The following is a 25636-nucleotide window of genomic DNA, read 5'->3' on the forward strand; positions in this document are numbered from 1 at the left end:
GCTGCTGACCTGCTGGGTTCAGCTGGCCAACCACACCCCGACCGTGGTGATGCTGCTCGTCGTCGCCCTGGTCGTCGGCGTCCCCGCCGCCATCCCGGTCCTTCGCCGCCAGGTCATCGCCTGGACGTGGTGCCTGATCGTGCGCCATCGGCTGCGCGTGTGCTTCGCGCAGTTCATCATCGCCAACTCCTCCGGCAGCCTCCCGCTGATCCTGTGGGCACGCCCCACCCCGGTCGGCGAGCGGGTCTGGGTCTACCTGCGCCCCGGCCTGTCGGCCAAGGACCTGGAAGGCCGTCTCGACAAGATCGCCGTGACCTGCCACGCCTCCACCGTGCTTATCGAGCGCGCTTCGGAGAACAACGCCGCGTACCTGCGGTTCGACATCAAGCGCCGTGAAGTGCTGAACGCCACCGTGGGTTCCCCGCTGGTCGACGTGATCGACCCGACCGCCCCCGTCTCGGCATCGCCGCTGACGGTGCCCACCGCCTTGGACCTGCCGGATATCGAGATGCCGACGGTCACCCTTCCGACCCAGGGCAAGCCGGCGAAGAAGCCGGCCACCACCGCCAACGGCAGCAAGCCCGCGGCTTCCTCCGTGTCGTCCGCGCCGGACGACGACACCTCCGACTGGATCTGACCTCTACCCAACTCGGGACGCGAGGAGCCGATTGCGGCTCGTTCGTGTGGCTCCTCGCGCCCACAACGCCCCGGAGGGCACCCATGACCACCACGATTCCCACCTCCGCTGCTGCGGTGCCGGTGGGTCCTGGCCTGTCGATGTTCGACCCGGTCTTCATTGGGATCGACGAGTTCGGCCAGCCCGTCTACCTCGACGTCATCTACCACAACCTCCTCGCCGCCGGGGAGCCCGGAGGCGGGAAGTCCGGCCTGGTCAACAACATCTGCGGACACGGCGCGCTGTGCGACAACACCCGCCTCGTCCTCTTCGACGCCAAGCTCGTCGAACTCGGCCCCTGGCGCGACATCGCCGACGCCTTCATCGGCCCCGACATCGAGCAGGGCATCTCCGTCCTGCGTCGCCTCCTGGTCGTCGCCACCAACCGCTACACCTGGCTCCTGGCGAACCGGCGCCGCAAGCTCGGCCCCGGCGACGGCATGTCCGTCATCGTCACCATCATCGACGAACTCGCCATGTTCTCCACGGTGCTCGGCACCAAGCAGCAACAGGAGGAGTTCTCCACCCTGTTGCGCGGGCTCGTCTCCCTCGGCCGCGCCTGCGGCATGCCCGTCGTCGCCGCCACCCAGCGGCCCTCCTGGGACATCATCCCCGCCTCGTTGCGGGACCTGTTCGGCTACCGGGCCGCGTTCCGCTGCACCTCGCTGAACAGCTCGAACATCATCCTCGGTCAGGGCTGGGCCGAGCAGGGCTACACCGCCTCCGACATCTCGCCCACCAACCAGGGCGCGGCCTACCTCCTCGCCGAAGGCGGCGTACCCCGCCGCATCAAGGCCGCCTACCTCACCGACACCGACATCTACAACATCGCCGACTACGCCGCCTGGATCCGCCGCCCCACCGGCGGCAGCAGCGTCCCGGCGGGTTCTCGCATGGATTGGGAGATCGCCGTATGAACGCCATCGGCTACCGCGACCACACCCTGATCGGCCTGCCCGACCAGGTCGCCAACGTCATCCGCAACCACCACACCGCCGGAACGCTCATCTCCCTGAGCGCACCCCGGCCCGTGTCGCCGACCGACCCGCGTATCCGGGTCGCCCTACGCCTGGTCGACACCACCGCCGGCCCTCGTCCGGTGCGGGTCACCTCGCTGCGCACCCACATCACCGACCGGGTCCGGCCCCGCCGCAGCCGCCGTACCCGACGAGTCATCGCCATCACCACTGCCGTCGCCATCGTGGTTGCCGGCCTCGTCGCCGCCGCCTTCTACCTGGTGGCGTTCCTCATCGACCACGCGGCCATCATCGCCGGCCTCCTGGCCGTCGCCGCGCTCATCCTCGCCGCCCTGCGCGGCACCGCCGGCAGCGGCAAGCGCCACTGCCCCGGCTGCTGACCACCGAGAAGAACGGCCGACGGAACCGGCCTCAGCCCTGCAAAAGCGAACCGGTTCCGCCGACCTCCCACCAACAGCCCCGAAAGGACGTGGCTGCCATGAAGGCTACCCAAAACCCACCCACCGCAGCACGGGTCACCCCCGCTGACCTGCTGCGGTGCGCTGCCCTCTACCTGCGCCGGCACGGCTGGACCCAGAGCAGCTACTACGACATCTACGCCCCCGCCGACTACCCCACCCCGCCGGCCTGCGCCGCCGGGGCCATCGGCATCGCCTGCGCCGGTCACCGCGTCGAGCACTTTTCCCAGCTCGACCCCGACGCCCTGGCCGACTACCTCGCCACCCTCGGCGTGTTCGTCGACTACCTCGACACCACCACCCCGGTGTTCCTCGCCGACGAGGACGGCTTCGTCATCGACGAACACACCTCCCCCTACTCGTGGAACGACGACCCGGCCCGTACCGCCGAGCAGGTCATCACCGCCCTCGAAGCGGCTGCCGACGAGTGGGACCGCCTCTACACGCAGGGAGGCGACAACTGATGTTCACCGTCAAGGCGTCCTTGACGCGCACCCCGAACCGACCCAAGCGCCGCGAGGTCGTCGAGAACGACGCCTTCGCCGCCTTCGCCCGGCGCATCATCCGCGCCCACGGCCGTCGCGTCGCCGCCGGTGACGTCGAAGCACTCCGCGACCTTCTCGCCCTGTCGGCCAACCTCGACGAGGCCATCGGCGACGCCGTCGTCGGGCTGCGGGCCTTCGGCTACTCCTGGACCGAGATCGGCCAACGTCTCGGCATCTCCAAGCAGGCCGCCCAGCAGCGCTGGGGAGGCCAACCGTGACCGCTGTCATCTACGACCCGACCGGCACCCGCTACGGGATGCCCACCTACCCCTACCGGATGGCCCCCGAGGGCCTGGCCACCCGCCGGCAACTCCGCGCCGCCGGCCTTCGACCCGGCGGTCACGAACCGGTCGCCCAGATCCTCTGGCGACGCGGCAAGCGGCTGGCCTTCCTCTACCGGCTTGACCTGGCCGCGCCCAAGCGCATCGCCACCCCGGCCCAGCGGGCCGCTATCGCCAAGGCCCTCCGCGCCCGCCGCACCTGTCCCGCCTGTGGCGTGGTGCAGCCCTACTACATCCCCCGCCGCTACGGCTGCTGCCTCGACTGCCACGAAGGGAACCCGTCGTGAGCTTCCACCTTTCTGACCCGTGCCTGTGGTGCATCGAGGGCAGCTCGCCCGCCGGCATCCACAACATCCTCGGCCCCGTCTACAAGCCCTGCCCCGTCTGCCTCGGCCCCTGCGCCCTGTGCGAGGGAGACGGGCTGTTCCCGGCCGACTTCACCTGCCTGCCCTGCTTCCGCGACCAGCTCGCCGCCCAGGGCTTGGCCCCGATCATGTGCGCCCACTGCTCCGGCGTGGTCGACCTCATCCCCATCGACACCATCCCGGCCCCGGAGGTGACTCCCCATGTCGACCACTGACCCGGCCACCGTCACCGAACAGTTCGCCGCCGAGTACGCCCGCAACGCCGTACCGGCCATGCTCAAGGCAATCAACTCGATCAAGCGCTACAACCGGTTCGTTCTCCTCGGTGCGCTGCTGACCAGCTACCTGCACCAAGCCCACTACCTGTGGACCCAGAACGCCGGGTACTTCGCCTACCTGGTGCCGCTGATCTTCGACGCCGCCATGGTGTCCATGCTGACCGTCGTCCGCACCTCCGGCATCGCCCGCGATGCCAAACGCGGAGCCCTGGTCGTCTTCGCCGCCGCCGCCCTGCTGTCGGCCACCATCAACTTCGCATCCCCCGGCAGCCTCGGCCTACGCCTGGTCTTCGCCCTGGTCGTCGTCCTCGTCATCGGCGTCGAACTCGTCGCCGGACGCATCCGCCCCGACTTCGCCGCCATCCAAGCCGAAGCCGCCGCCCTCCTCACCGCCGCCAACCACCTCGCCACCAAGACCCCACCGGCGGCCGAACCTACCGACACCCCGCCGGCCCCGGCGCCGGCTGTCGACACCCCGCCGGCTACGGACACCCCGCCGGTACCGACGCCGGCCGTCATCGAGGCACCTGCCCTCACCCCGATCCCGATCACTCGGCCCGAGGTGCCCGCGCACCTGGTCCCCACCGCCCGCTTCGTCATCGGACGACACGAGCAGACCACCGGCCGGCCCATCACGGGCGATGAACTCGCCGAACTGCTCTCCGTCGGCCCGGACATCGCCCGGGAACTGCTGCACACCATCACCGGCCACACCCCGGCCGTCAACGGCACCCCCGTCAGCGGTGGTGCCCGATGACCATCCACGTCGTCGACATCGAATACACCTTCCACACCTGCCCGGCCTTCGCCGAGCCACACCCCTACGACACCCGACGCACCGTCGTCGACGTCATCCCCGGCGGACCCTGCCGGACCCCGGTCACCATCCGCTGCGGCGACGTGACCACCACCATTGCGTGCCACCGGCACGTACCGGCCGACCGCCAGTGCGGAGCCTGCCGGATCATCGTCACCCAACGCACCATCACCACCCGCCACCTCGACGAGGTTGCCGGCTGATGGCCTCGACGCTGGACCTCACACCCCGAGCCACCACGGCCCGGGGTGTGGGCTCGAACGCCGACACCACCGCCCCCGTGCACGCCTACACCGCCGCCGGCTCCGCCTTCCTCCGCGCCACCGACCCCGACTACTTCGGCTGGCTGGAACACGTCCGCCCCGCCGCCGGCTGCACCCGACCCATCCGCCTCGCCGGGCAACTCCTCACCGTCGAACCCACCACCGGCCGGCTCCTGGACGCCCGGCACACCGACGCCATGCCGGATGCCGCGATCTACAAGGCGTGCGGCAACCGCCGTGCCACTGTCTGCCCCACCTGCGCCACCGTCTACCAACGCGATGCCTACCAGCTGCTGCGCGCCGGCCTCGTCGGCGGCAAGGGCGTCCCCGACACCGTCTCCCAACACCCCGCTGTGTTCGCCACCTTCACCGCACCGTCCTTCGGCCCCGTCCACAACCGGGCGGTCAAGCGGCACACCTGCGTCAACCGCAAGCGCTGCGACTGCCGCCCCGACCCCTGCCACGCCCGCCGCACCGACGACCCGACCGCCGGCCTGTGCCCCCACAGCCGGCCCGCCGTCTGCTGGGCACGACACGAACCGACAGACGCCGTCCTCGGGCAGCCGTTGTGCCTGGACTGCTACGACCACGACCACCAGGTCGTCTGGAACCTCTTCGCCGGAGAGCTGTGGCGGCGCACCAAGCAAGCCGCGGAACGCCACCTCGCCCAACTCGCCCGCCGACGCGGCATCCCACCGGTCGAGCTGGTCACCCCCGCCGGGAAGGTCCGCAAGGTCGCCCCGGTCCGGCTGTCCCACGGCAAAGCCGCCGAGTTCCAAGCACGCGGCGCGGTCCACTTCCACGCCCTCATCCGCCTCGACGGCATCCACCCCACCGACCCCACCGCCGTCATCCCACCACCGGCCGCGTTCACCGCCGCCGACCTCGACGACGCCATCCGCCACGCCGCCGCCCAAGTCGACTACACCACCCCCGCCCACCCCGACCAGCCCACCGGCTGGCCCGTCATCTGGGGCACCCAACTCGACATCCGACCCATCAGCCTGACCGGGGGCGGTGAAGTCACCGACAGCATGGTCGCCGGCTACCTTGCCAAGTACGCCACCAAAAGCACCGAGGTAACCGGGCACCGCTCCGTCAGGCTCGACGCCGACACCATCGGCGACTACGCCGACCCCGACGGCGACCACACCGCCCGCCTCATCGACGCCTGCTGGCGCATCGGCCGACCCACCCACACCCCCGTGCCGCTGCTCGACCGGCCCCGCGACCACCGGCCCACCCCCGGCTTCGTCCAGCGCTGGGAATGCCCCGACTGCGGCACCCACACCCGCTACGCCGCCTGCCCTACGTGCATCGCCCAGCGTCAAGCCGCCCTTGACGCCGAACCGAGGAAACCGGCCAGCGGCAACCCGTACGCACGGCTACGCCGGTGGGCGCACATGCTCGGCTTCGGCGGCCACTTCCTCACCAAAGCCCGCCGCTACTCCGTCACCTTCCAACTCCTCCGCGACACCCGCGTCACCTACCGCCGCAACGAGGACCAGGACCAGGGCGCCGACGAACCCATCAAGGTCGTCGACCACCTCGACGACACCACCCTCATCGTCGGCACCCTCACCTTCGCCGGCGTCGGCTGGCACACCACCGGAGACGCCCTGCTCGCCAACACCGCCGCCGCCCTCGCCCGCGCTCGACAAGCCGCCGGACGCGAAGAACTCGCCCACGAACTCAGCACCGCCCTGCCAGCCCTCACACCTGCTGCCTGACTCTTGGAGGTCATTTTCATGAGCCGCCCCGCCCGCCCACTCGTCCCGAAGTGGTACTCACCTGCCGAGGTCGCCGTTCTGCTCGGCTTCGGCCTGTCCAAAGTCAAGATGAAGATTGCCACCGGAGAACTTCGCTCGATTAAGGATGGCAAGTACCGCCGTGTCCTGCCTGAGTGGGTCGACGAGTACATCCGCGACCAGGTCGAGCGGCAGGAGGTCGCCTGATGCCCGGCCGCACCCGCGCGAACGGCGAAGGCTCGATCTTCCCCTACCGCAACGGCTACGCCGCATACGTCTGGGTCACGAAGCCGGACGGCAAGCGCACCCGCAAATACGTCTATGGCAAGACGCGGGAAATCGTCCACGATAAGTGGATCAAGCTACACACCGAGGCCAAGCGCGGCCCGGTGGCGACGAAGGTACCGACCGTCGGTAGCTACGCGGCCTACTGGCTCGCCGAGGTCGTCGAGCCGAACAGGGCACCGCTGACCTACGCGACCTACGAGACCCTTGCTCGGCTTTACGTTGTGCCCGGCCTCGGTACGAAGCGGTTGGATCGTCTGTCGGTCCGGGATGTGCAGACGTGGATCAATCAGGTGGCCAAGACGTGCCAGTGCTGCGCGCAGAGCAAAGACGCCCACCGCCCGGCCAAGAAGCAACGGTGCTGCGCCATCGGCAAGTGCTGCAAGGGTCTTCCGTCCGTACGCACGTTGAAGGGCATCCGGGCGGTTCTACGGTCGGCACTGTCCCAAGCTCAAGCCGATGAGCTCGTGGGGAAGAACGTCGCTGGTTTGGTCAAGCTGCCGGCCGTGCGACGCCGCAAGGGCAACACCTGGTCCAGCGAGGAGGCTCGGACGTTCCTTGAGGCAGCTCGGGAGGCGACAGATTACCTCTACCCCGCGTACGTCCTGGTCCTCGTCCTCGGCCTACGCAAAGGCGAGGTGTTGGGGCTCACCTGGGACCACATCGACTGGGGCGGCTGGCAATTGCGCTGTGACGGACACGGCGAACGGTTCTGCGAACCCTGCCGTGACAGGTACGACGTGTGCCTCCTGGTCGACAAGCAACTCCAACGGGTACGCGGGCAGCTCCTGCACCGGGAGACAAAGACCGAAGAGTCGGACGCTCCCCTACCGCTGCCCGGCATCTGCGTCAGCGTGCTTCGGCACCGACGGCTTCGGCAGGAAGCCGCCGCGACGGCGGCCGGCGAGCGATGGCACAACACCGACATGGTCTTCACCACCCGCTACGGTCTGCCGGTCGAGCCGCGCAATTTCTCGCGTTCCTGGGATGCCGGCTGCCTCCGGGCCGGGGTCAAGAAGATCACTGTGCATGACGCCCGCCGTACCTGCGCCTCCCTGCTCGTCGACCTGGACGTACATCCCCGGATCGCGATGGCGATTCTCCGGCACGCCGATTTCTCGATCACGATGGAGGTCTACAGCCAGGCGTCACCCAAGGCCACCCGTGACGCCCTCCGGCGCTTGGGCGAGAGCCTCGACGGATGAGCGCTGCTGTACTTTGCTGCTGTACGGGCATGAAAAAGGCCATCTCCGCATTCCGTGAGATGGCCTTTGACCTGCTGTCGGGACGGCCGGATTCGAACCGACGACCCCTTGACCCCCAGTCAAGTGCGCTACCAAGCTGCGCCACGTCCCGATGCCCCCGCGCGGTCTCCCCCGCGGCAGCCGGTTCAGCTTAGCGCAGGATCTTCGCACCACGCGCACAGGCCCCTCCCGCGTCGCACGCGTCCGACACCACTCCCCCTAGAGCATCCTAGGAAAGAGAACGCCGGGTGGAGCGTGAGGGCTCCACCCGGCGGACGGGAACGGTACGGATCAGCCGTGCGCCTTGCCGCGGCCGCCGGGGCCGAGCTTCTTTCGCGGGCGTACGGAGATCTCCACGGGGCTGCCCTCGAAGCCGAACTCCTCGCGCAGCTTGCGCTCGACGAATCGCTGGTAGCCGGCGTCCAGCGGCGCGGTGGTGAAGAGCACGAACCGCGGCGGCGCAACTCCCGCCTGGGTGGCGAAGAGGATCTTCGGCGCCCGGCCACCGCGCACCGGGTGCGGGGTGGCCTGCACCAGCGCGGTGAGCCACTGGTTGAGCTGCGCGGTCGGCACCCGGGTCTCCCAGCTCGCCAGCGCCTTGCGCAGCGAGGCGGCGAGCTTGTCGACCGACCGGCCGGTCTTGGCCGAGAGGTTGAGCCGGATCGCCCAGGGGATGCGGCGCAGCTCCCGCTCGATCTCCTTGTCCAGGTAGTACCGGCGGTCGGGGTCGACCAGGTCCCACTTGTTGAAGGCGATGACCAGGGCCCGCCCGGCCTCGGTGACCATGGACAGGATCCGCTGGTCCTGCTCGCTGATCGGCTCGCTGGAGTCGAGCAGCACCACCGCCACCTCGGCCGCCTCGATCGCCGAGGCGGTCCGCAGGCTGGCGTAGTACTCGGTGCCGCTGGCCTTGCCGACCCGCTTGCGCAGGCCCGCGGTGTCCACCAGCTGCCAGACGTCGCCGCCGATCTCCACCAGGCTGTCGACGGGGTCGACGGTGGTGCCGGCGACCGCGTCGACCACCGCCCGCTCCTCACCGGAGAACCGGTTGAGCAGGCTGGACTTGCCGACGTTGGGGCGGCCGACCAGCGCCACCCGGCGCGGGCCGCGGGGCCGGTTCTCGACGATCTTCGGCGCCTCGGGCAGGGCGTCCAGGATGGCGTCGAGCAGCTCGCCGGAGCCCCGACCGTGCAGCGCGGAGACCGGGTACGGCTCACCGAGGCCGAGCGACCAGAGCGAGGTCGCCTCCATCTCGATGGCGGTGTTGTCGGTCTTGTTCGCCACCAGGATGACCGGTTTGGCGCTGCGCCGCAGCATCTTCACCGCGGCTTCGTCCACATCGGTCGAACCGACCATCGCGTCGACCACGAAGATCACCACGTCGGCGGTGGCGACGGCCGTCTCGGCCTGCGCGGCGATCGCCGCGGCCCGATCCTTGGCGTCCGGCTCCCAACCACCGGTGTCCACCACGGTGAACGCCCGGCCGTTCCACTGCGCGTCGTAGGGCACCCGGTCCCGGGTGACCCCGGGGACGTCCTCGACGACCGCCTGGCGCCGGCCGATGATCCGGTTGACCAGCGTCGACTTACCCACGTTGGGGCGGCCGACGACGGCCACCACCGGCTGCGGGCCGGACGGCTCCTCGACGTCGAGGTCCGGCTCCCGCAGCTCCACCCAACCGATGTCCTCGCTCATGCCGCCGCCTCGCTCCGCTCGGCAGCAGCATGAGGCTGCGCCGCACTGTGCCTGATGATTCGCTCGCTGCGCTCGCTCATGCCACCCCCCGCTGGGTGAGCAGGTCGCGCAGCCGGGCGACGACCTCGTCGATGCCCAGCTCGGTGGTGTCCAGCTCGACCGCGTCCGCGGCCTGTTGGAGGGGGTTGACCTTGCGGGTCGAGTCGAGCTTGTCCCGGCGGGCCAGGTCGGCGGCGGTCGCCGTGACGTCGGCCGCGTCCTCGGCGCTGCGCCGCTGGGCGCGGGCCGCCTCGGAGGCGGTCAGGTAGACCTTCAGGTCGGCGTCGGGCGCCACCACGGAGCCGATGTCGCGGCCCTCGACCACGATCCGGCCGGCGTTGATGATCATCTGACGCTGCCGGGCGACGAGCAGTTCGCGTACCGCCGGCACAGCGGCCACGGCGGAGACCGCCCCGGTCACCTCGGGGCCGCGGATCTCCTTGTCGACGTTCACGCCGTCGGCGGTCACCCCGTACCCCTGGGGGGCGGTGCCGATGCGCAGGTCGACCTCGCCGGCGACCTTGGCCACCGACTCGGCGTCGGTCAGGTCGACCCCGGAGCGCAGCACAGCCCAGGTGATCGCCCGGTACATTGCCCCCGTGTCGAGGTAGCGGGCACCGAGGCTGGCGGCGAGCCGCCGCGAGACGGTGGACTTACCCGAACCGGACGGCCCGTCCACAGCGACCACGCAGCGCCCGGCCCGTACGTTTTCCTCCACCGTTGTCCTCCTCAGCCCGTACCTCGCGGGTCGCCGGTGTCTCCGGCGCCGTTGAGCGGTTGTCCATCGTCAATCATGCCCGCGCCTCGCGGGCGGCGCCGCGCGGCGCCGCCGGGGGCGACCCACGCCACCCGCCGGCCCGCGGACCGCGACGAAGCCTACCGGCAGCCGTACCCCGAACGCGGGGGTCAGTCACCCACGGCCTTGAACAGGGCGGCGACCTCCGCATTGGTCAGCCGCCGGGTCCGCCCGGCGCGCAGGTCGCCCAGCCGGATCGGCCCGATCGCGGTACGCACCAGCCGGGACACCGGGTGCCCGACCTCGGCCAGCAGCCGCCGGACGATGTGCTTGCGCCCCTCGTGCAGGGAGAGCTCCACCTGGGCGGTCTTGCCCAGGGTGTCCACCACCTTGAACGAGTCGACCTTGACCGGCCCGTCCTCCAGCTCGACCCCGGCCATCAGCCGCTTGCCCAGGTTGCGCGGGATCGGCCCGGCGACCTCGGCGAGGTAGGTCTTCAGCACCTCGTACGACGGGTGCATGAGCTTGTGGGCGAGAGTGCCGTCGTTGGTGAGCAGCAGCAGGCCCTCGCTGTCGGCGTCGAGCCGGCCCACGTGGTAGACCCGCTGCTCCACCCGGTTGCCGATGAAGTCGGCGAGCGCGGTGCGTCCCTTCTCGTCCGCCATGGTGGAAACCACCCCGCGCGGCTTGTTCAACGCCAGGTAGACCAGGCGGTTGTCGGCCTGGAGACGCTCGCCGTCGACGTGGATCACGGCGGTGGCCGGGTCGACCTTGTCGCCGAGCTGCGCCACCCGGCCGTTGACGGTGACCCGCCGGCGGAAGATCAGATCCTGGCAGGCGCGCCGGGAGCCCACGCCGGCGGCGGCGAGCACCTTCTGCAGGCGCTCGGCCCCCTCGTACACGGGGGCGTCGGTCTTGGGGGAACGGTCATCGCGTGGCATCGGCAAGCTCTTCTACGTCGTCGGGGAGGAACGGGGCGAGCGGCGGGAGGTCGGCCACCGAGTTCAGCCCCAGCTTTTCCAGGAACATGGTGGTGGTCCGGTAGAGGAACGCCCCGCTGTCCGGTTCGGTGCCGCACTCCTCGACCAGCCCGCGGGAGACCAGGGTACGGATGACCCCGTCGCAGTTCACACCCCGGATGGCTGAGATCCGCGAACGGGTCACCGGCTGCTTGTAGGCGATCACCGCGAGGGTCTCCAGCGCGGCCTGGGTCAGCCGTACCGACTGCCCGTCCAGCACGAACCGCTCCACGTAGGTGGCGTATTCCGGGCGGGTGTAGAGACGCCAGCCACCCGCCGCCCGGCGCAGCTCGAAACCGTGCCCGGCGGCGGTGTAGCCGGCGGCGATCTCGTCCAGCATCGGCCCGACCCGCTCGGCGGGCTGCTCCAGCACCTGGGCCAGGGTCAGCTCGCTGACCGGCTCGTCCACCACCAGCAGGATCGCCTCCAGGGCGCCGCGCAACTCCGCGTCGTCCAGCACCGGCGCCGGCTCCGGCGCGGGCGTCACCCGCCGCCGAGGCGCCGGCGGCTTCTTCGGTACGCCGGCAGCCGCACCCTCTCCCGCCGGCCCGTCGGTGCCGCCCGTCGGCGCGGAGTCGGCTGCCCCACCATCGGTGTCGCCCGTTGACGCGGGGTCGGAGGCTTCAGTGTCGGTCGGGCGCGCCTCGTTCAGGCTGGTCGCGGTCAGGCCGGTCTCGGTCGGGCCGGTTCCGCCAGGGTCCTGGCCGGCGACCGGCGCGGACGCCTCGGTGGGCTGGTCGGACGGCTCGGTGGGCTGGTCGGACGGCTCGGCCGGGGTGGCGCGGGGTGGGGCGGGGCGTTCCCAAGGTGGGATCCAGGCGGCCGCCTGGTCGGCCAGGGAGTTCCGGTGCTCCTCGTTGCTCATCCCGCTCGCTCCTCCGTCGTACCCGTCCCGTCCCCGTCCGCCGATGCCGCCGACGCCGCCCCACCAAGCTCCGCCGGCGTGGCCGACGTCGGCTCGGCCGGGGCGGCCCCCGGGTCCGACTCGGCCGGGGAGCCGGCGTACTCGTCGATGTGCAGCTCGGTGTCGCCCTCGGCGGGGCCCGTCCAGCGCACCGTCAACTCCTCCAGGGCCTGGTCCTGCACGAAGGAGACCAGCCCCTCCCGGTACAGCTCCAGCAGCGCCAGGAAGCGGGCCACCACCTCCAGGGTGATCTCGCAGTCGGCGCAGAGCAGCGAGAAGGTGGCGGTACCGGCGCGGCGCAGCCGCTCGGTGAGGATCGCCGCATGTTCCCGGACGCTCACCCGGACCATGTGCACGTGCGCGATGGAGACCTCGGGCGTCGGCTTCGGGGTCATCGCCCTGATCGCGAGCTTGAGCAGCCGTTCCGGACCGATGCCGAGGACCAGGTCGGGCAGCGCCTCGGCGTACCGGGGCTCCAGGGTGACCGCCCGGGGGTAGCGCCGGCCGCCCACCGCCTCCAGCTCGGCGATGTGCGCCGCCGCCTCCTTGTACGCCTTGTACTGCAACAGCCGGGCGAAGAGCAGGTCCCGCGCCTCCAGCAGGGCCAGGTCCTCCTCGTCCTCGACCTCGGCGGCGGGCAGCAGCCGGGCCGCCTTCAGGTCGAGCAGGGTGGCGGCGATGAGCAGGAACTCGCTCGCCTCGTCCAGGTCCCACTGGTCGCCCATCGCCCGGATGTAGGCGATGAACTCGTCGGTGACCTTGTGCAACGCCACCTCGGTGACGTCGAGCTTGTGCTTGCCGATCAGTTGCAGCAGCAGGTCGAACGGGCCGGTGAAGTTCTCCAGCCGGACGGTGAAGCCGGCGCTCTCCTCCGCCGTACCCGGCACCCCGGCCGGGTCGGCCGGCACCTCGGCGGCCACCACGGGGGGCTGCTCCGGGTTCGCCGACGGGTCGAGGGGTGGCGCGGTCACCGGAAGACCGTAGTCCACACTCCGGGCGCGGCGGCGCGAAGGTGCACCCCCGCCTACCGGTCGGCCTGGGCGGCGATCACCTCACGGGCCAACTGCCGGTAGTTGCGGGCCCCCGAGGAGGCCGGGTCGAGCGTGGTGATCGGGGAACCGGCCACCGTGGACTCCGGGAACTTCACCGTCTTGGTGATGACGGTCTGGTAGACCTTGTCGCCGAACGCCTCGACCACCCGCTGGAGCACCTGCCGGCAGTGCGTGGTGCGGCTGTCGTACATGGTGGCGAGGATGCCTTCGAGCTCCAGGTCGAAGTTGAGCCGCTCGCGCACCTTGTCGATGGTGTCCAGCAGCAACGCCACGCCCCGGAGGCTGAAGAACTCGCACTCCAGCGGGATGAGCACGCCGTGCGCCACGGTCAGCGCGTTGATCGCCAGCAGGCCCAGCGAGGGCTGGCAGTCGATCAGGATGTAGTCGTACTCCTTGCGGACGGTCCGCAGCACCCGGGCCAGGGCCATCTCCCGGGCGACCTCGTTGACCAGCTGGATCTCCGCCGCGGAGAGGTCGATGTTGGCGGGCAGCAGGTGCAGCCCGGCGACGTCGGTCTTGATCAGGACGTCCTCGGCGGTGACGTCGTCCTGCATGAGCAGGTTGTAGACCGACAGGTCGAGGTTGTGCGGGTTGACCCCCAGCCCGACCGAGAGCGCGCCCTGCGGGTCGAAGTCGACCAGCAGCACCTTGCGGCCGTACTCGGCGAGCGCGGCGCCCAGGTTGATGGTGGTGGTGGTCTTGCCGACGCCACCCTTCTGGTTGGCCATCGCGATGATCCGCGCCGGCCCGTGCCGGTCGGTGGGCATCGGCTCGGGGATCGGCTTGCGCATCGTGTAGGCGGCGGGGTCCGCCGGACCCAGGTCAGCGCCGAGCGACGCCTGCTGCTCGCGGAGCTCCGACGTCCAGGCGTCGGCACGGTCACCGTTGCCAGCCATGTCCTCGTTGCCCCCTCCCGACGACCACCCGGCGTCGGAGCTGTCCGACGTCCTGCGCGGCGCCGCTGCGCACCCCGGATGTCGCCCCAGGAGGTCCGCGCCGATGCCGACTGTACGCCACGGACCAGCAGCGCGTTCGGTACCGGTCCGGCGTGTCGGGCGTCCCGACCGGCAGGTCGGGGCGGCCCGGTCAGCCGCGGGCGCGGGGATGCGCGGTGGCGTACACCTCGCGCAGCCGCTCGACGGTGACCAACGTGTACACCTGGGTGGTGGTCACCGAGGCGTGGCCGAGCAGTTCCTGCACGACCCGCACGTCGGCGCCGCCGTCGAGCAGGTGGGTGGCGAACGAGTGGCGCAGGGTGTGCGGGGAGACCGCGGTCGGCCCGTCCACCGGCAGCCCGGCGCGCTCGGCGGCGCGGCGCAGGATGGTCCAGGCGCCCTGCCGGGTCAACGCGCCGCCCCGGGCGTTGACGAAGACCGCCGGAGTGCCCCGGCCGGCGGCGACCAGCCCGGGCCGGGCCCGCACCAGCCAGGCGCGCAGCGCCTCGACGGCGTACCCGCCGATCGGGACCAGGCGGGTACGCCCGCCCTTGCCGTGCAGCAGCGCGGTGCCCTCGTCGACGTCGAGGTCGTCCACCGCGGCGCCGACCGCCTCGGAGATCCGCGCGCCCGTGCCGTACAGGAACTCCAGCAGCGCCCGGTCGCGCAGCGCGAGGGCCGCGCCGTCGCCGGTGGCGGTCACCGCGCCGGCGGTCTCCAGCAGCCGGACCACGTCGTCGACCGGCAGCGCCCGGGGCAGCCGGCGCGGCGGGGTGGGCGGCCGGACGTCCCGGCTGGGGTCGGCGCCGGCCAGCCCCTCGCGCAGCGCGAAGCGGTGCAGCCCGCGCACCGCGGAGGCCGCCCGGGCCGCCGAGGAGACCGCCAGCGGCGGGTGGCCCTCGTCCCCGGCCCGCAGCCGGGCCAGGTGCGACTCGACCTGTCCCGGTCCGACGGCGGCCAGGTCGGTCACCCCGGCCACCGCCAGGGTGTCGAGGTACCGCTCCAGGTCCCGGCGGTACGAGGAGAGCGTGTTCGCCGACAGTCCGCGCTCGACGATCAGGTGGTCGAGGTAGCCGCGGACGGCACGGCGCAGGGCCGGCGCGAGCGACGTGCCCGGGCCGGCCCCGTCGGGTGCGGCGGTGAGGTCGTCGCCGGTCAGGCCAGCACCTCGGCCAGCGGCAGGGTCTGCATGCCGTGCGCCTCGGCGACCGGGCCGTAGGTGACCTGACCGGCGTGGGTGTTCAGGCCCAGCGCCAGGGCCGGGTCGCGGCGCAGCGCCTCGCGCCAGCCGTGGTTGGCCAACTCCAGCGCGTACGGCAGGGTGACGTTGGTCAGCGCGTGGGTGCTGGTGTTCGGCACCGCGCCGGGCATGTTCGCCACGCAGTAGAAGATCGACTCGTGCACCTTGTAGACCGGGTCCGCGTGGGTGGTGGGACGCGAGTCCTCGAAGCAGCCGCCCTGGTCGATGGCGATGTCGACGAGCACGCTGCCCGGCTTCATCCGGGAGACCAGCTCGTTGGAGACCAGGGTCGGGGCCTTCGCGCCCGGCACCAGCACCGCGCCGATGACCAGGTCCGCGTCGAGCACGGCCCGCTCGATCTCGTACGCGTTGGAGGCGACCGTCTGCAGGTGGCCGCGGTAGATGGCGTCGGCCTGGCGCAGCCGGGCGACGTTCTTGTCCAGCAGCAGCACCTCGGACTGCATGCCCAGCGCGATGGCGGCGGCGTTCATGCCGGAGACGCCGGCGCCGATGACCACCGTCTTGGCCGCGTACACGCCGGAGACGCCGCCGGGCAGCACGCCGCGCCCGCCGCCGGTACGCATCATGTAGAAGGCGCCCACCTGCGGGGCGAGCCGACCGGCGACCTCGGACATCGGGGCGAGCAGCGGCAGCGACCGGTCGGGCAGCTCGACGGTCTCGTACGCGATGCCGGTGACCTTCCGGTCGACCAGCGCGTCGGTGCACTCCTTCGAGGCGGCCAGGTGCAGGTAGGTGAAGAGCACCTGCCCCTCGCGCATCCGGTGGTACTCCTCGGCGATCGGCTCCTTGACCTTGAGCACCAGCTCCGCGGTGTCCCACACCTCGTCGGCGGTGGCCAGGATCTTGGCGCCGGCCGCGGCGAACTCGTCGTCGGTGATGCTCGACCCGACGCCGGCACCGGATTCGACGAAGACCTGGTGACCGCTGCGGGTGAACTCGTTGACGCCCGCCGGCGTGATCGCCACGCGGTACTCGTGGTTCTTGACCTCGCGTGGGATTCCGACCTTCACGATGCAGACACCTCTCTTCGGGGCAGCTCACCCCCGACTGCTCGGCGCCGCGACGGCCCCATTGCCGGCGCGGTCGACCGGTCCCACCGGCGGCAGTCTAGGCGCGGCAGCACCCTCCGGGGCCCAGCACAGTGACATCCGGTGCCCGCTCCGCCTGACGATGTGTCAGGTGTGCGGCCCGCTCCCCCGCTCGGCGTTCGCCCTCATCGTCGCACCGCGCGACGGGTACCGCCGGGCGGAAGCCGCAGGCGACACGCCGGGTGTTGAGGCCGCCCCGCTCGGTGCCCGCCGCCCGATCACCCGTCGGACGGGACTACTTGCCCGACCCCGCGACACGCCGCAAAGCGCGGTGTCCCACCCGTCCGACACCGCCACCCGTCGCAGGGGAGGCGGGGACGGCCGGGCAGGGCCGGCGCGGGACGCGGAAGGGCCGCGCGGCGAACCGCGCGGCCCTTCCGGGCGAACCCGGATCAGCAGGGCAGCGGGGCGGCGGCCCGGCGCAGCACCGACCAGCCCGCGTCGCGGGCCCGGGCGGCGGCGAGCAGCCCGGCCACGCACGGGCCGTTGGTGATCTCCCCGGCCAGCACCATACCGACCGCCTCGTCCAGGTCGAGCCGGACGATCTGGATGTCCGCCTCCTCCTCGCGGCGCTCGTGCCGCTGGTCGGCCGGCACGTCGGCGAGGTCGCGGGCGAGGAAGACCCGGACCACCTCGTCGGAGAAGCCCGGCGAGGTGTGCACGTCGACCAGCAGGTCGAGCGTGCCGGCGGTCAGGTCGGCCTCCTCGGCCAGCTCGCGGGCGGCGGCTGCCGGCAGCGGCTCGCCGTCGACGTCCATCAGCCCGGCGGGCAGCTCCCACAGGTGCCGCCCGACCGGCTGCCGGTACTGCCGGACGAGCACCACCTGGCCGGCGTCGTCGAGGGCCACCACCGCGACCGCGCCGACGTGCCGAACGTAGTCCCGCTTCGCGGTGCCGCCGCCGGGCATGGTCACCTCGTCGGTGACCACCGAGAAGATCCGGCCGCGGAAACGCTCCTGCCGGTCGCGCAGCTCGTAGCGGTGCTCGACGGCGCTCACGAGGCGGACGCCGCCCTCGCCGTGGCGCCGTTGCGGGAGGCCTTCTTCGCCGCCGGGGCCGCCGCCACCGCGTCCAGGTCCACCGGCAGCTGGTCGGCCTCCGAGTACGCCACGGCCGCCTTCACGAACGCCGCGAACAGCGGGTGCGGGCGGGTCGGCCGGCTCTTCACCTCCGGGTGCGCCTGGGTGGCCACGAAGAACGGGTGCAGGCTCCGGTCCAGCTCGATGAACTCGACCAGCCGGCCGTCCGGCGAGGTGCCGGAGATGCGCAGGCCGGCCTTGGTGAGCTGGTCGCGGTAGGCGTTGTTCACCTCGTACCGGTGCCGGTGCCGCTCGCTGACCCCGGTGCTGCCGTACGCCTCGGCGACCAGCGACCCCTCGGTCAACGTCGCCGGGTACGCCCCGAGCCGCATGGTGCCGCCCAGGTCGCCCTTGCCGGCGACGATGTCCTCCTGGTCGGCCATGGTGGCGATGACCGGGTGCTTCGCCTGCTCGTCGAACTCCAGCGAGTTGGCGCCGTCCAGGCCGGCCAGGTGGCGGGCCACCTCGATGGTCATGCACTGCAGGCCGAGGCAGAGGCCGAGCAGCGGAATGCCGTTCTCCCGGGCGTACCGGGCGGTGCCGATCTTGCCCTCGATGCCGCGCACGCCGAAGCCGCCCGGGATGACGATGCCGTCCACGCCCGCCAGGGCGGCCGCCGCGCCGGCCGGGGTGACGCAGTCGTCGCTGGGCACCCAGCGCAGCTGTACCCGGGCCCGGTGGCCGAAGCCGGCGGCCCGGATCGCCTCGCTCACCGACAGGTACGCGTCGGGCAGGTCGACGTACTTGCCGACCACCGCGACGGTCACCGTGTGGTGCGGCTGGTGCACTCGGTCCAGCAGGTCGTCCCAGCTGGCCCAGTCCACGTCCCGGAAGGAGAGGCCGAGCCGGCGCACCACGTACGCGTCGAGGCCCTCGCGGTGCAGCACCTTCGGGATGTCGTAGATGCTCGGCGCGTCCGGAGCGGCGACGACCGCCTCCCGGTCCACGTCGCAGTAGAGCGAGAGCTTCTCCTTGAGCTTCTCCGGGATCTCCCGGTCGCAGCGCAGCACGATCGCGTCGGGCTGGATGCCGATGCTGCGCAGCTGCGCCACCGAGTGCTGGGTCGGCTTGGTCTTCAGCTCGCCCGACGGCGCCAGGTACGGCACCAGTGAGACGTGCAGGTAGAAGCAGTTGTCCCGGCCCAGGTCGTGGCGGACCTGGCGGATCGCCTCCAGGAACGGCAGCGACTCGATGTCGCCGACGGTGCCGCCGACCTCGGTGATCACCACGTCCGGGATCTGGCCGTCGCCGTCCGGGTCTGCCATGCCGAGGATCCGCGACTTGATCTCGTTGGTGATGTGCGGGATGACCTGGACGGTGTCGCCCAGGTACTCGCCGCGGCGCTCCTTGGCGATCACGTCCGAGTAGATCTGGCCGGTGGTGACGTTCGCCTTGCCGGAGAGGTCCCGGTCGAGGAAGCGCTCGTAGTGCCCGACGTCGAGGTCGGTCTCGGCGCCGTCCTCGGTGATGAAGACCTCGCCGTGCTGGAACGGGTTCATCGTCCCCGGGTCGACGTTGAGGTACGGGTCGAGCTTCTGCATCACCACGCGCAGCCCGCGCGCGGTGAGCAGATTGCCGAGGCTGGAGGCGGTGAGGCCCTTACCCAGCGAGGAGGCGACGCCCCCGGTGACGAAAATGTGCCTGGTCGTCCGTGCTGAAGGGGCCAAGGCCTGCTCCCGTGTCGTCCGTAGCGGTCGTGCGAACCGCCGTGCCGATCAGCAAAGTGATCACGCGATCCACGGGATTCCACGGTAACACCTCCCCGGCCCGGACCCGGCGTCGCACCCGCTCCGGCCCACTCCGGTGTCCGGTGCGGGTCAGTCCGCCACGACCTCGGTCGATGCCGTGGCGGCCCGCTCCGGACTCCGCGCGGCGGGCACGGCCGGACCGCCCGCCCCCGCCGGCCGTTCCCCCGCGCGCCGCACCCCGGCGCCGCCGTTGCCGCCGCCGTTGCCGCCGCCGGCAGTGTCGCCGTCGGCGGTGTCGCGGTCGCCCTCGGCGGTGTCGCCGGCACCGTCGCTGGCGCCGCCGGCGGTGTCTGCGGGCGCCGGGCGCCGGGCGCCGGAGCCGCCCTCGACGCCGACAGACGCGCCGTCGTCGCCCGCGCCAGCGTCCCGGGTACGTCCGCCGTCGGGCTGCGGGCGGTCGGTCCGCGGGCCGTCGTCGGCCGCCGTGGTGCTGCCACCACCCGGCCCGTCGTCCGGCGCGTCCCCGGCCGGCGGGCCGCCCGGCCCGTCGCCGCGCTGCCGGCCGGCGCCCGGTTGGGTGCGGTCGGTGGAGTGGTCGAGCACCCGCAGCGAGGCCAGCGCTGCCATCGGCACCACCAGCGCGGCGGCCGCCCCGGCCACGTCCAGGGCCGACCCGCCGAGCAGTCCGCCGACGAGCGCCGCCACGCCGGTGCCGGCCATCGCCGCCCGGATCGCCGGGTAGATGCCGAACAGCCGCATCAGCCCGCCCCACGGCTGGAGCAGGGCGAACCAGACCAGCAGGGCGCCGACCACGGCCAGCACGGTCAGCGGGCTGTTCACCAGGGTCTCGTAGTTCGCGGTGCTGGAGCGGTGCACGGTCAACCCGCCGGTGCCGTCGCCGAGGGCGGCGAGGAACCGGCCGAGGCTGCCCCGCTCCTCCGCCGGCCGGCGCAGGTCCACCACGGCGTACCCGATGGTCAGCGCCAGGCCGGCCATGGTGGCCCAGACCAGCCGGCTGACGGTGAGCCAGCCGCCGGTGCTGATCGCGGCGGCGACCGCCACCCCGGCGGTCAGCGCGACCGCGCCGATCGGGTCCGAGCCGAGGTAGGGGCTGCCGACCACCACCACGGCCGTCCCGCCGACCGTCACCACCACCATCGGCCGCCACGCCCGGCGGAACCGCTGGGCGAGCCGGCCGGCGCTGAGCAGCGCGCCGGCCAGGAACACGCCCAGGCCCACCGTGCCCAGCCCGGCGAACCGGCCGCCCTCCAGCGCCGAGTAGCCGACCACGCCGTTGAGCTGCAACCGGGCCCCACTGAGCACGTCCGCGCCGACGACCAGGGTGGCCAGCCCGGCGACCGCGCCGAGCGGGCCGAGGGTGCGCTCGTGGCCGGGGGCGAAGCGCACCAGGGCGGTCGCCGCGACGGTCAGGGCCACCGTCACCAGGCCGAACCACCAGCCGGCGTCGTCCCCCCGCCACCAGGGCACCGCGTCGGCGAGCAGGGCGGCCGGCACCGCCAGCGCGGCGGCGACGAGCAGCAGCTCCACGGTCGCCACCACCCGGCGGGACACCGGCGGCGGGCCGTGCGGGCCGGCGAGCCGGCGGGCCCGGCGCAGCAGCGGCAGCACGGCCACGAAGAGCCCCACCTGCGCCAGGGCGAGCAGGGCGAAGAACCAGCCGGCCACGGTCCGCTGGGCCGCGGCCTCCCGGTCGGCGTCCGACGGGGCGGCGATCGCGGCGGCCAGGTCGTCCGGCCGGCCGTCGACGCGGATCGCGGGACGGCCGAGGAAGAGCCGTTCGGGCATCGGCCGGCCGAGCGCGGCGAGCGCCGTCGGTGCCAGGTCGACCAGTTGCAGGTAGCCCTCCCGGCCGGTACTGGCCGAGGTGAGCAGTCCGCCCTCCCAGCCGGGGCCGTCGGCGACGGCCACGTGCAGCCGGGACGGCGTCTCGGTGTCGGAGACCCCGGCCAGCATCACCAGGGAGCGCGGCGGGCGGGCGGCGAGCACCGTCGCCAGCGCCGCGTCGACCCGGCGAGCCTCGGCGGCCCGGGCCGCCGGGTCGTCACCGGAGACGGTACCCAGGTCGACGATGCTCAGCACGCAGGAGCCGAGCAGGCCGGCGGGATCGTCGGGCAGTTCCGGGGCGTACCGGTCGACCCGGCCGAAGGGGCGGGCGGCGGCCACGGCGGCACCGGGGCCGATCGCCACCGAGCAGCGCACCGACTCGGACAGCGAGCCGGGCACCGCGCCCCAGGGCAGCCGGTCCTGGTTGTGCAGGACCACGCTCTCCTGGTCGGGCAGGTTCGCGCCGATCCGGTCCGGCTGCTCGATCGTCACGCCGACCGACGGGCAGGCACCCTCCTGCCGGCTGCCGTTCCAGGCGGCGTAGCTGCCCGCGCCGAGGGTGAGCCACCCGTCGACCGGGCAGGTGGGGCGGTGCGCGGAACGGGTGGACAGCGAGCCGATCGAGCCCTGCTGGGCCATCCGCCACAGGGTCGGGGTGGTCTGCGGGTCGACGTCGTCCCAGCGCAGCCCGGCCACGCCGGCGAGCACCACGAAGTCGGCGGTGCGCCGGGGCGCGCCGGCCTCCGGGCGGGCCGCCAGCGCGGTCACGCCGAGCACCACCACGAGCAGGATGAGCAGGACCGGAGTGAGTCTGCGCAGCATCAGCGGCGCCCCGTCGAGGGGGTGTCCGCGCCGGGGGCCGCCGGCCCGGCGGCGTCGCGGCCCAACTCGGCGTAGAGGTCGAGCAGCGCGGCGACGGTGTCCTCCTCGGTCGGCCAGGTCGCGGCGCGGGCGACGCCGCGCCGGGCCAGGTCGGCGCGGAGGCTCTCGTCGTCCAGCAGCGAGCGCACCGCCGCGTCGACCGCGTCGACGTCCCCCGCCGGCACCAGCACCGCGGCGTCGCCGACCAGCTCCGGCAGCCCGCCCACGGCGGTCGCCACCAGCGGCACGCCGGCCCGCAGCGCCTCCTGCGCGAACAACTGCCGGGCCTCCCAGTCGCTGGTGACCACCGCCACGTCGGCCCCGGCGAGCAGGTCCGCCACGTCGGTGCGGTGGCCGAGCAGGGTCACCGGCGCGCGGGCGGCGGAGATCCGGGCGGCCAGTTGCAGGTACGCCGGGCCGCTGCCGGCGATGACGACGGCCGGCGGCGGGGTCCGGGTACGCCAGCGGGCCGCGACGTCGACGAGCACGTCGTACCGCTTCTGCGGGTGCAGCCGGCCGACGGACAGCACCAGCGGCTGGCCCGGTACGACGCCGAACTCGGCGCGAACGGCGGCGCGCCGGCGGCGCGGGGCGGGCAGGGTGGGCGCGGCGACCGGGGCGAGCCGGGCGTCGGCGGCGCCCAGCGCGGCGGCCCGCTCGACCAGGTCCGCCGAGGCGCCGAGCGCGACCCGGGCGGAACGGGCGACCACCCGCTCGGCCAGCCGGGACAGCTGCCCGCGCACACCGCCGGCGAGCACGGCGTTGTGCCAGGTGACCACGAGCGGCGCGGCCGGCCGGGCGAGCGCGGCAACCAGACCGGCGCGCAGCCCGTGGGCGTGCACGACCCGCACGGTCTCCGCGGCCAGTGCCCGGCGCAGCGCGGACACGGCCCGCGCGTCGGCCGGGGTGGGGCTGGCCGGGATCTCCACCGGGGCGAAGCGGGCCCCGACGGCGGTGAAGTCGAACTGGTCCTGGACCGCGGCGGGCCCGCAGACCAGCACGGGGGTGCCGGCCGCGGTGAGGCCACGGGCCACCGACCGCACGTGCTGCCCGACCCCGCCGGTGCTGGAGGCCAGCAGCAGGACGACCGTGCCCTGCCAGCGGGGCGCCGACGTCGCGTCGGTCATCGGGACACCGTCTCCTTCCCGTCACCCCGTTCCGGGGAGCTGCCGTCCTGCGGGTCAGGCGGCGCGGTCCGCCGTCGGGCGCCCAGCCGCCGCAGCACCCCGGCAAGCAGGGGCTGGACGTCCGGCCGGTCCGTCAGCCAGGCCACGGCGAGGAACACGGCGCCGACCACGGCCCCGGACAGCATGCCCTGAACGAGTGCCTCCGCTGTCGTCGGGGTGCCGCCACCGGCGTCGGCGAGCCACCGGGAGGTGAGCGCGCCGGCGGGCGCGGCGAGCACGGCGGCGAGCAGCCCGGCGCTGGCGGCGCGGCCGACGCCGGCGAGGGCGGACCGGCCGGCGGCCCGTAGCACCGCCACGACCAGCAGCGCGCCGAGCAGCAGCATGCCGAGCGAGTTGGCGAGGGTCACCGCGAGCACCCGGTCGGCCCGGGGCAGCAGGGCGGCCAGCGGCACGGCCGCGACCGGCACGGCGAGCCAGCCGGTGGTGATCGCGGCGGTGGCAGCCCGGGTGGCGCCCCGCGCGTAGAGAGCGCGGGAGAGGACGGCGAAGAGCGCGTAGCCCAGCAGGCCGGGGGCGAACCCGGCGATCGCGGCGGCGGCCGGGGCGACCGCGTCGGCGCCGAAGAAGAACCGGGCCACCGGTTCGGCGGTGCCGACCAGGGCAGCCGCGCCGAGGCAGCTGAAGAGCAGCACGCCACGCACCGCCGGGGCCAGGGTGCGGCGGTAGCCGTCCTCGTCGCCGGCGGCCGAGGCGGCGGAGAGCGCCGGGTACGCGGCGACCGCGAGGGGCACCGCCAGCACCGCCCAGGGCAGCAGGTACATGGTCTGGGCCAGGTTGTAGACCTGCGGCGAGCCGGTGGGGCCGCCGGAGACCCGGTTGAGGATGACGACCAGGGCGAGTTGCTGGGCGGCGACGGTGACCGCGCCCGCCACCGCCAGGCCGCCGACCCGGGCGCGGGCCTCCGCCGGGAAGCCGTACCCGGGGCGGAGCCGCAGCCCCAGCCGGCGCAGCGGCACGAGCAGCGACAGCGACAGCGCGACGACGCCGAGCGTCGTGCCGCCGGAGAGGATGAGTTCACCGCCCCGGCTGGCCTCGGCGATGGTGGCCCCGCGCCCCTGGGTGAGGCCGAAGGTCAGGTAGACCACGATCACGGTGAGGCTGGAGAGCAGCGGCGCGATCACCGGCCAGGCGAAGCGCCGGTGTGCCTGGAGCACCCCGGTCAGCACGATGCCCACCCCGTAGAGCGGCAGCTGGGGCGCGAAGACGCGCAGCATCCGGGCGCCCGCCGCCAGCTCGGCCGGGGAACGGGCGTCGCTGATCACCGAGATGATCGGGTCGGCGAGCAGGGCGACCAGCGCCGCCAGCGGCACCAGCAGGGTGAGCGCCCAGGTCAGCAACGCCCCGGTGGTGGCGGCCACCGTCCGACGGTCACCCGCCGCGACCGGCCCGGCCAGCAGCGGTACGACGAGACTCGCCAGCGCCCCGCCGGCGACGATCTCGAAGATGATGTTCGGGACGGTGTTCGCGATCACGTACATGCCGCCGAGGTCGCTGCGCTCGACGACCCAGGTGAACACGGCGGTACGGCCGAAGCCGGCGAGACGGCTGACCACGGTGAGAACGGCGATGAGGGCGGCCGCTCCGGCCACGCGGCCGGCGCCGGCGAGGGGTGCCGGTCTGGTCACGTCAGTCGGATCGCCGGCCCAGGGCGTCGAGTTCACGCAGGCCGGGGGTGCGCTGGATGACCTGGGTGAAGCTGACCTTCTCGCTGGCCGCGGTGAGCCCGGCGAGCACCGCCAGGATCCCGGCCCGGCCGACCGGCCCGGTACGGGCGGCCAGCGCCACGCCGAGCACCGCGCCGAGCGCGTTCGCGCCACTGTCGCCGACCATCACCCGCTCGTCCAGGTCCTCGTCGAGCAGCCCGGCCGCCGCGCCGGCCGCCCCGGCGGCGATGCCGCCGTGCGGGCCCCGGGCCAGCGGGGCGCCGAGCAGCAGGCCGGACTTCAGCGCCCGGCCGGGACGCAGGTCGAGCAGGTTGAGCAGGTTGGCGGTGCCCGCCACCACACCGGCGCCGAGCAGCACGTCGACCGCGCGGGCGAGGGGGCGCTGGCCCGGCCGACGGGCGGCGACCCGGGGGTCGGCGGCCAGCAGGGCGGCCGCGCCGAGCCCGGCTGCGCCCACCCCGACCACCTTGATCATGCCGGCGGTGACCCGCCCCTCGCGCAGCGCGGCGAGGTGGCCGGCGAAGCCCTTCGCCGTCTTCTGCTCGGGCCGCCCGCCGACCACGTCGTCGTAGAGCCCGACCGCGCCGGCGCCGAGGCCGGCGACCAGGGCCGCCGCGCCGGAGGGGACGCTGGCGGCGCCGAGCGC

Annotated in this window: 26 protein-coding genes and 1 tRNA gene; 12 read left to right on the forward strand and 15 right to left on the reverse strand. The window is 73.2% G+C overall.

What is annotated here, in order from left to right; genetic code table 11:
• The 12 genes from AB0I41_RS30690 to AB0I41_RS30745 all read left to right on the forward strand — a co-directional run.
• A partial coding sequence (locus tag AB0I41_RS30690; protein ID WP_357114081.1) for a hypothetical protein occupies positions 1-637 on the forward strand: 637 nt, incomplete at its 5' end.
• 83 nt (positions 638-720) lie between these two features.
• Positions 721-1593, forward strand: a complete 873-nt coding sequence (locus AB0I41_RS30695; protein WP_357114082.1) for an FtsK/SpoIIIE domain-containing protein — start codon at positions 721-723, stop codon at positions 1591-1593.
• Positions 1590-2033, forward strand: a complete 444-nt coding sequence (locus AB0I41_RS30700) for a hypothetical protein (protein ID WP_357114083.1) — start codon at positions 1590-1592, stop codon at positions 2031-2033. The genes AB0I41_RS30695 and AB0I41_RS30700 overlap by 4 nt, the downstream gene beginning before the upstream one ends.
• 98 nt (positions 2034-2131) lie before the next feature.
• Positions 2132-2575 (forward strand): hypothetical protein, encoded by a 444-nt coding sequence (locus tag AB0I41_RS30705; protein ID WP_357114084.1) that lies wholly within the window; start codon positions 2132-2134, stop codon positions 2573-2575.
• The gene (locus tag AB0I41_RS30710) at positions 2575-2874 is read left to right on the forward strand and encodes a hypothetical protein (RefSeq protein WP_357114085.1); all 300 of its coding nucleotides are present in this window, start codon (positions 2575-2577) and stop codon (positions 2872-2874) included. The genes AB0I41_RS30705 and AB0I41_RS30710 overlap by 1 nt, the downstream gene beginning before the upstream one ends.
• Before the next feature lie 38 nt (positions 2875-2912).
• Positions 2913-3224: an RRQRL motif-containing zinc-binding protein gene (locus AB0I41_RS30715; protein ID WP_357114115.1), complete on the forward strand. Its 312-nt coding sequence runs from the start codon at positions 2913-2915 to the stop codon at positions 3222-3224.
• Entirely contained in the window at positions 3221-3517 is a 297-nt protein-coding gene (locus tag AB0I41_RS30720) for a hypothetical protein (protein WP_357114086.1), read from the forward strand. The genes AB0I41_RS30715 and AB0I41_RS30720 overlap by 4 nt, the downstream gene beginning before the upstream one ends.
• On the forward strand, positions 3504-4337 hold the full coding sequence (locus AB0I41_RS30725; protein WP_357114087.1) for a DUF2637 domain-containing protein: 834 nt from the start codon (positions 3504-3506) through the stop codon (positions 4335-4337). The genes AB0I41_RS30720 and AB0I41_RS30725 overlap by 14 nt, the downstream gene beginning before the upstream one ends.
• Complete coding sequence (locus AB0I41_RS30730; RefSeq protein WP_357114088.1) at positions 4334-4600, forward strand: hypothetical protein; 267 nt, start codon at positions 4334-4336, stop codon at positions 4598-4600. Before AB0I41_RS30725 ends, AB0I41_RS30730 begins: the two co-directional genes overlap by 4 nt.
• Positions 4600-6390, forward strand: coding sequence for a replication initiator (locus AB0I41_RS30735; protein ID WP_357114089.1), 1791 nt, complete (start codon positions 4600-4602; stop codon positions 6388-6390). The genes AB0I41_RS30730 and AB0I41_RS30735 overlap by 1 nt, the downstream gene beginning before the upstream one ends.
• Before the next feature lie 18 nt (positions 6391-6408).
• The gene (locus AB0I41_RS30740; RefSeq protein WP_357114090.1) at positions 6409-6615 is read left to right on the forward strand and encodes an excisionase family DNA-binding protein; all 207 of its coding nucleotides are present in this window, start codon (positions 6409-6411) and stop codon (positions 6613-6615) included.
• Complete coding sequence (locus AB0I41_RS30745; RefSeq protein ID WP_357114092.1) at positions 6615-7898, forward strand: site-specific integrase; 1284 nt, start codon at positions 6615-6617, stop codon at positions 7896-7898. Before AB0I41_RS30740 ends, AB0I41_RS30745 begins: the two co-directional genes overlap by 1 nt.
• Positions 7899-7975: 77 nt before the next feature.
• Here AB0I41_RS30745 and AB0I41_RS30750 read toward each other — a convergent pair.
• The 15 genes from AB0I41_RS30750 to AB0I41_RS30820 form a co-directional block, all read right to left on the reverse strand.
• A tRNA-Pro gene (locus AB0I41_RS30750) sits at positions 7976-8049 on the reverse strand.
• A gap of 179 nt (positions 8050-8228) precedes the next feature.
• Positions 8229-9632: a ribosome biogenesis GTPase Der gene (der, locus tag AB0I41_RS30755; protein ID WP_357114094.1), complete on the reverse strand. Its 1404-nt coding sequence runs from the start codon at positions 9630-9632 to the stop codon at positions 8229-8231.
• A 76-nt stretch (positions 9633-9708) separates the two neighbouring features.
• Positions 9709-10389 (reverse strand): (d)CMP kinase, encoded by a 681-nt coding sequence (cmk, locus tag AB0I41_RS30760; RefSeq protein ID WP_357114096.1) that lies wholly within the window; start codon positions 10387-10389, stop codon positions 9709-9711.
• Between the two features lie 188 nt (positions 10390-10577).
• Positions 10578-11348: a pseudouridine synthase gene (locus AB0I41_RS30765; protein WP_357114098.1), complete on the reverse strand. Its 771-nt coding sequence runs from the start codon at positions 11346-11348 to the stop codon at positions 10578-10580.
• Positions 11335-12291 (reverse strand): SMC-Scp complex subunit ScpB, encoded by a 957-nt coding sequence (gene scpB / locus AB0I41_RS30770; protein WP_357114100.1) that lies wholly within the window; start codon positions 12289-12291, stop codon positions 11335-11337. The genes AB0I41_RS30765 and scpB overlap by 14 nt, the downstream gene beginning before the upstream one ends.
• Positions 12288-13301, reverse strand: coding sequence for a ScpA family protein (locus AB0I41_RS30775; protein WP_357114102.1), 1014 nt, complete (start codon positions 13299-13301; stop codon positions 12288-12290). Before AB0I41_RS30775 ends, scpB begins: the two co-directional genes overlap by 4 nt.
• 53 nt (positions 13302-13354) lie before the next feature.
• Complete coding sequence (locus AB0I41_RS30780) at positions 13355-14278, reverse strand: AAA family ATPase (RefSeq protein WP_357114104.1); 924 nt, start codon at positions 14276-14278, stop codon at positions 13355-13357.
• A 190-nt stretch (positions 14279-14468) separates the two neighbouring features.
• Positions 14469-15476: a site-specific tyrosine recombinase XerD gene (locus AB0I41_RS30785; RefSeq protein ID WP_357114117.1), complete on the reverse strand. Its 1008-nt coding sequence runs from the start codon at positions 15474-15476 to the stop codon at positions 14469-14471.
• A complete protein-coding gene (gene ald, locus AB0I41_RS30790) occupies positions 15473-16588 on the reverse strand; it encodes an alanine dehydrogenase (protein WP_357114105.1) in 1116 nt (371 codons plus the stop codon). The genes AB0I41_RS30785 and ald overlap by 4 nt, the downstream gene beginning before the upstream one ends.
• A 470-nt stretch (positions 16589-17058) precedes the next feature.
• Positions 17059-17664, reverse strand: coding sequence for an NUDIX hydrolase (locus tag AB0I41_RS30795; protein WP_357114107.1), 606 nt, complete (start codon positions 17662-17664; stop codon positions 17059-17061).
• Positions 17661-19412 carry a CTP synthase gene (locus tag AB0I41_RS30800; RefSeq protein ID WP_357114109.1) on the reverse strand — a complete coding sequence of 584 codons (1752 nt, stop codon included), beginning with the start codon at positions 19410-19412 and terminating at the stop codon, positions 17661-17663. The genes AB0I41_RS30795 and AB0I41_RS30800 overlap by 4 nt, the downstream gene beginning before the upstream one ends.
• A 150-nt stretch (positions 19413-19562) precedes the next feature.
• Positions 19563-22100 carry a hypothetical protein gene (locus AB0I41_RS30805; RefSeq protein WP_357114110.1) on the reverse strand — a complete coding sequence of 846 codons (2538 nt, stop codon included), beginning with the start codon at positions 22098-22100 and terminating at the stop codon, positions 19563-19565.
• Complete coding sequence (locus tag AB0I41_RS30810) at positions 22100-23266, reverse strand: glycosyltransferase family 4 protein (RefSeq protein ID WP_357114111.1); 1167 nt, start codon at positions 23264-23266, stop codon at positions 22100-22102. Before AB0I41_RS30810 ends, AB0I41_RS30805 begins: the two co-directional genes overlap by 1 nt.
• Entirely contained in the window at positions 23263-24951 is a 1689-nt protein-coding gene (locus tag AB0I41_RS30815) for a lipid II flippase MurJ (RefSeq protein WP_357114112.1), read from the reverse strand. Before AB0I41_RS30815 ends, AB0I41_RS30810 begins: the two co-directional genes overlap by 4 nt.
• Position 24952: 1 nt before the next feature.
• Positions 24953-25636 (reverse strand): hypothetical protein (locus AB0I41_RS30820; RefSeq protein ID WP_357114114.1); only part of this gene is annotated, 684 nt, incomplete at its 5' end.

The organism is Micromonospora sp. NPDC050200, from assembly GCF_040656135.1.
In the GTDB taxonomy this organism is placed as follows: Bacteria; Actinomycetota; Actinomycetes; order Mycobacteriales; family Micromonosporaceae; genus Micromonospora.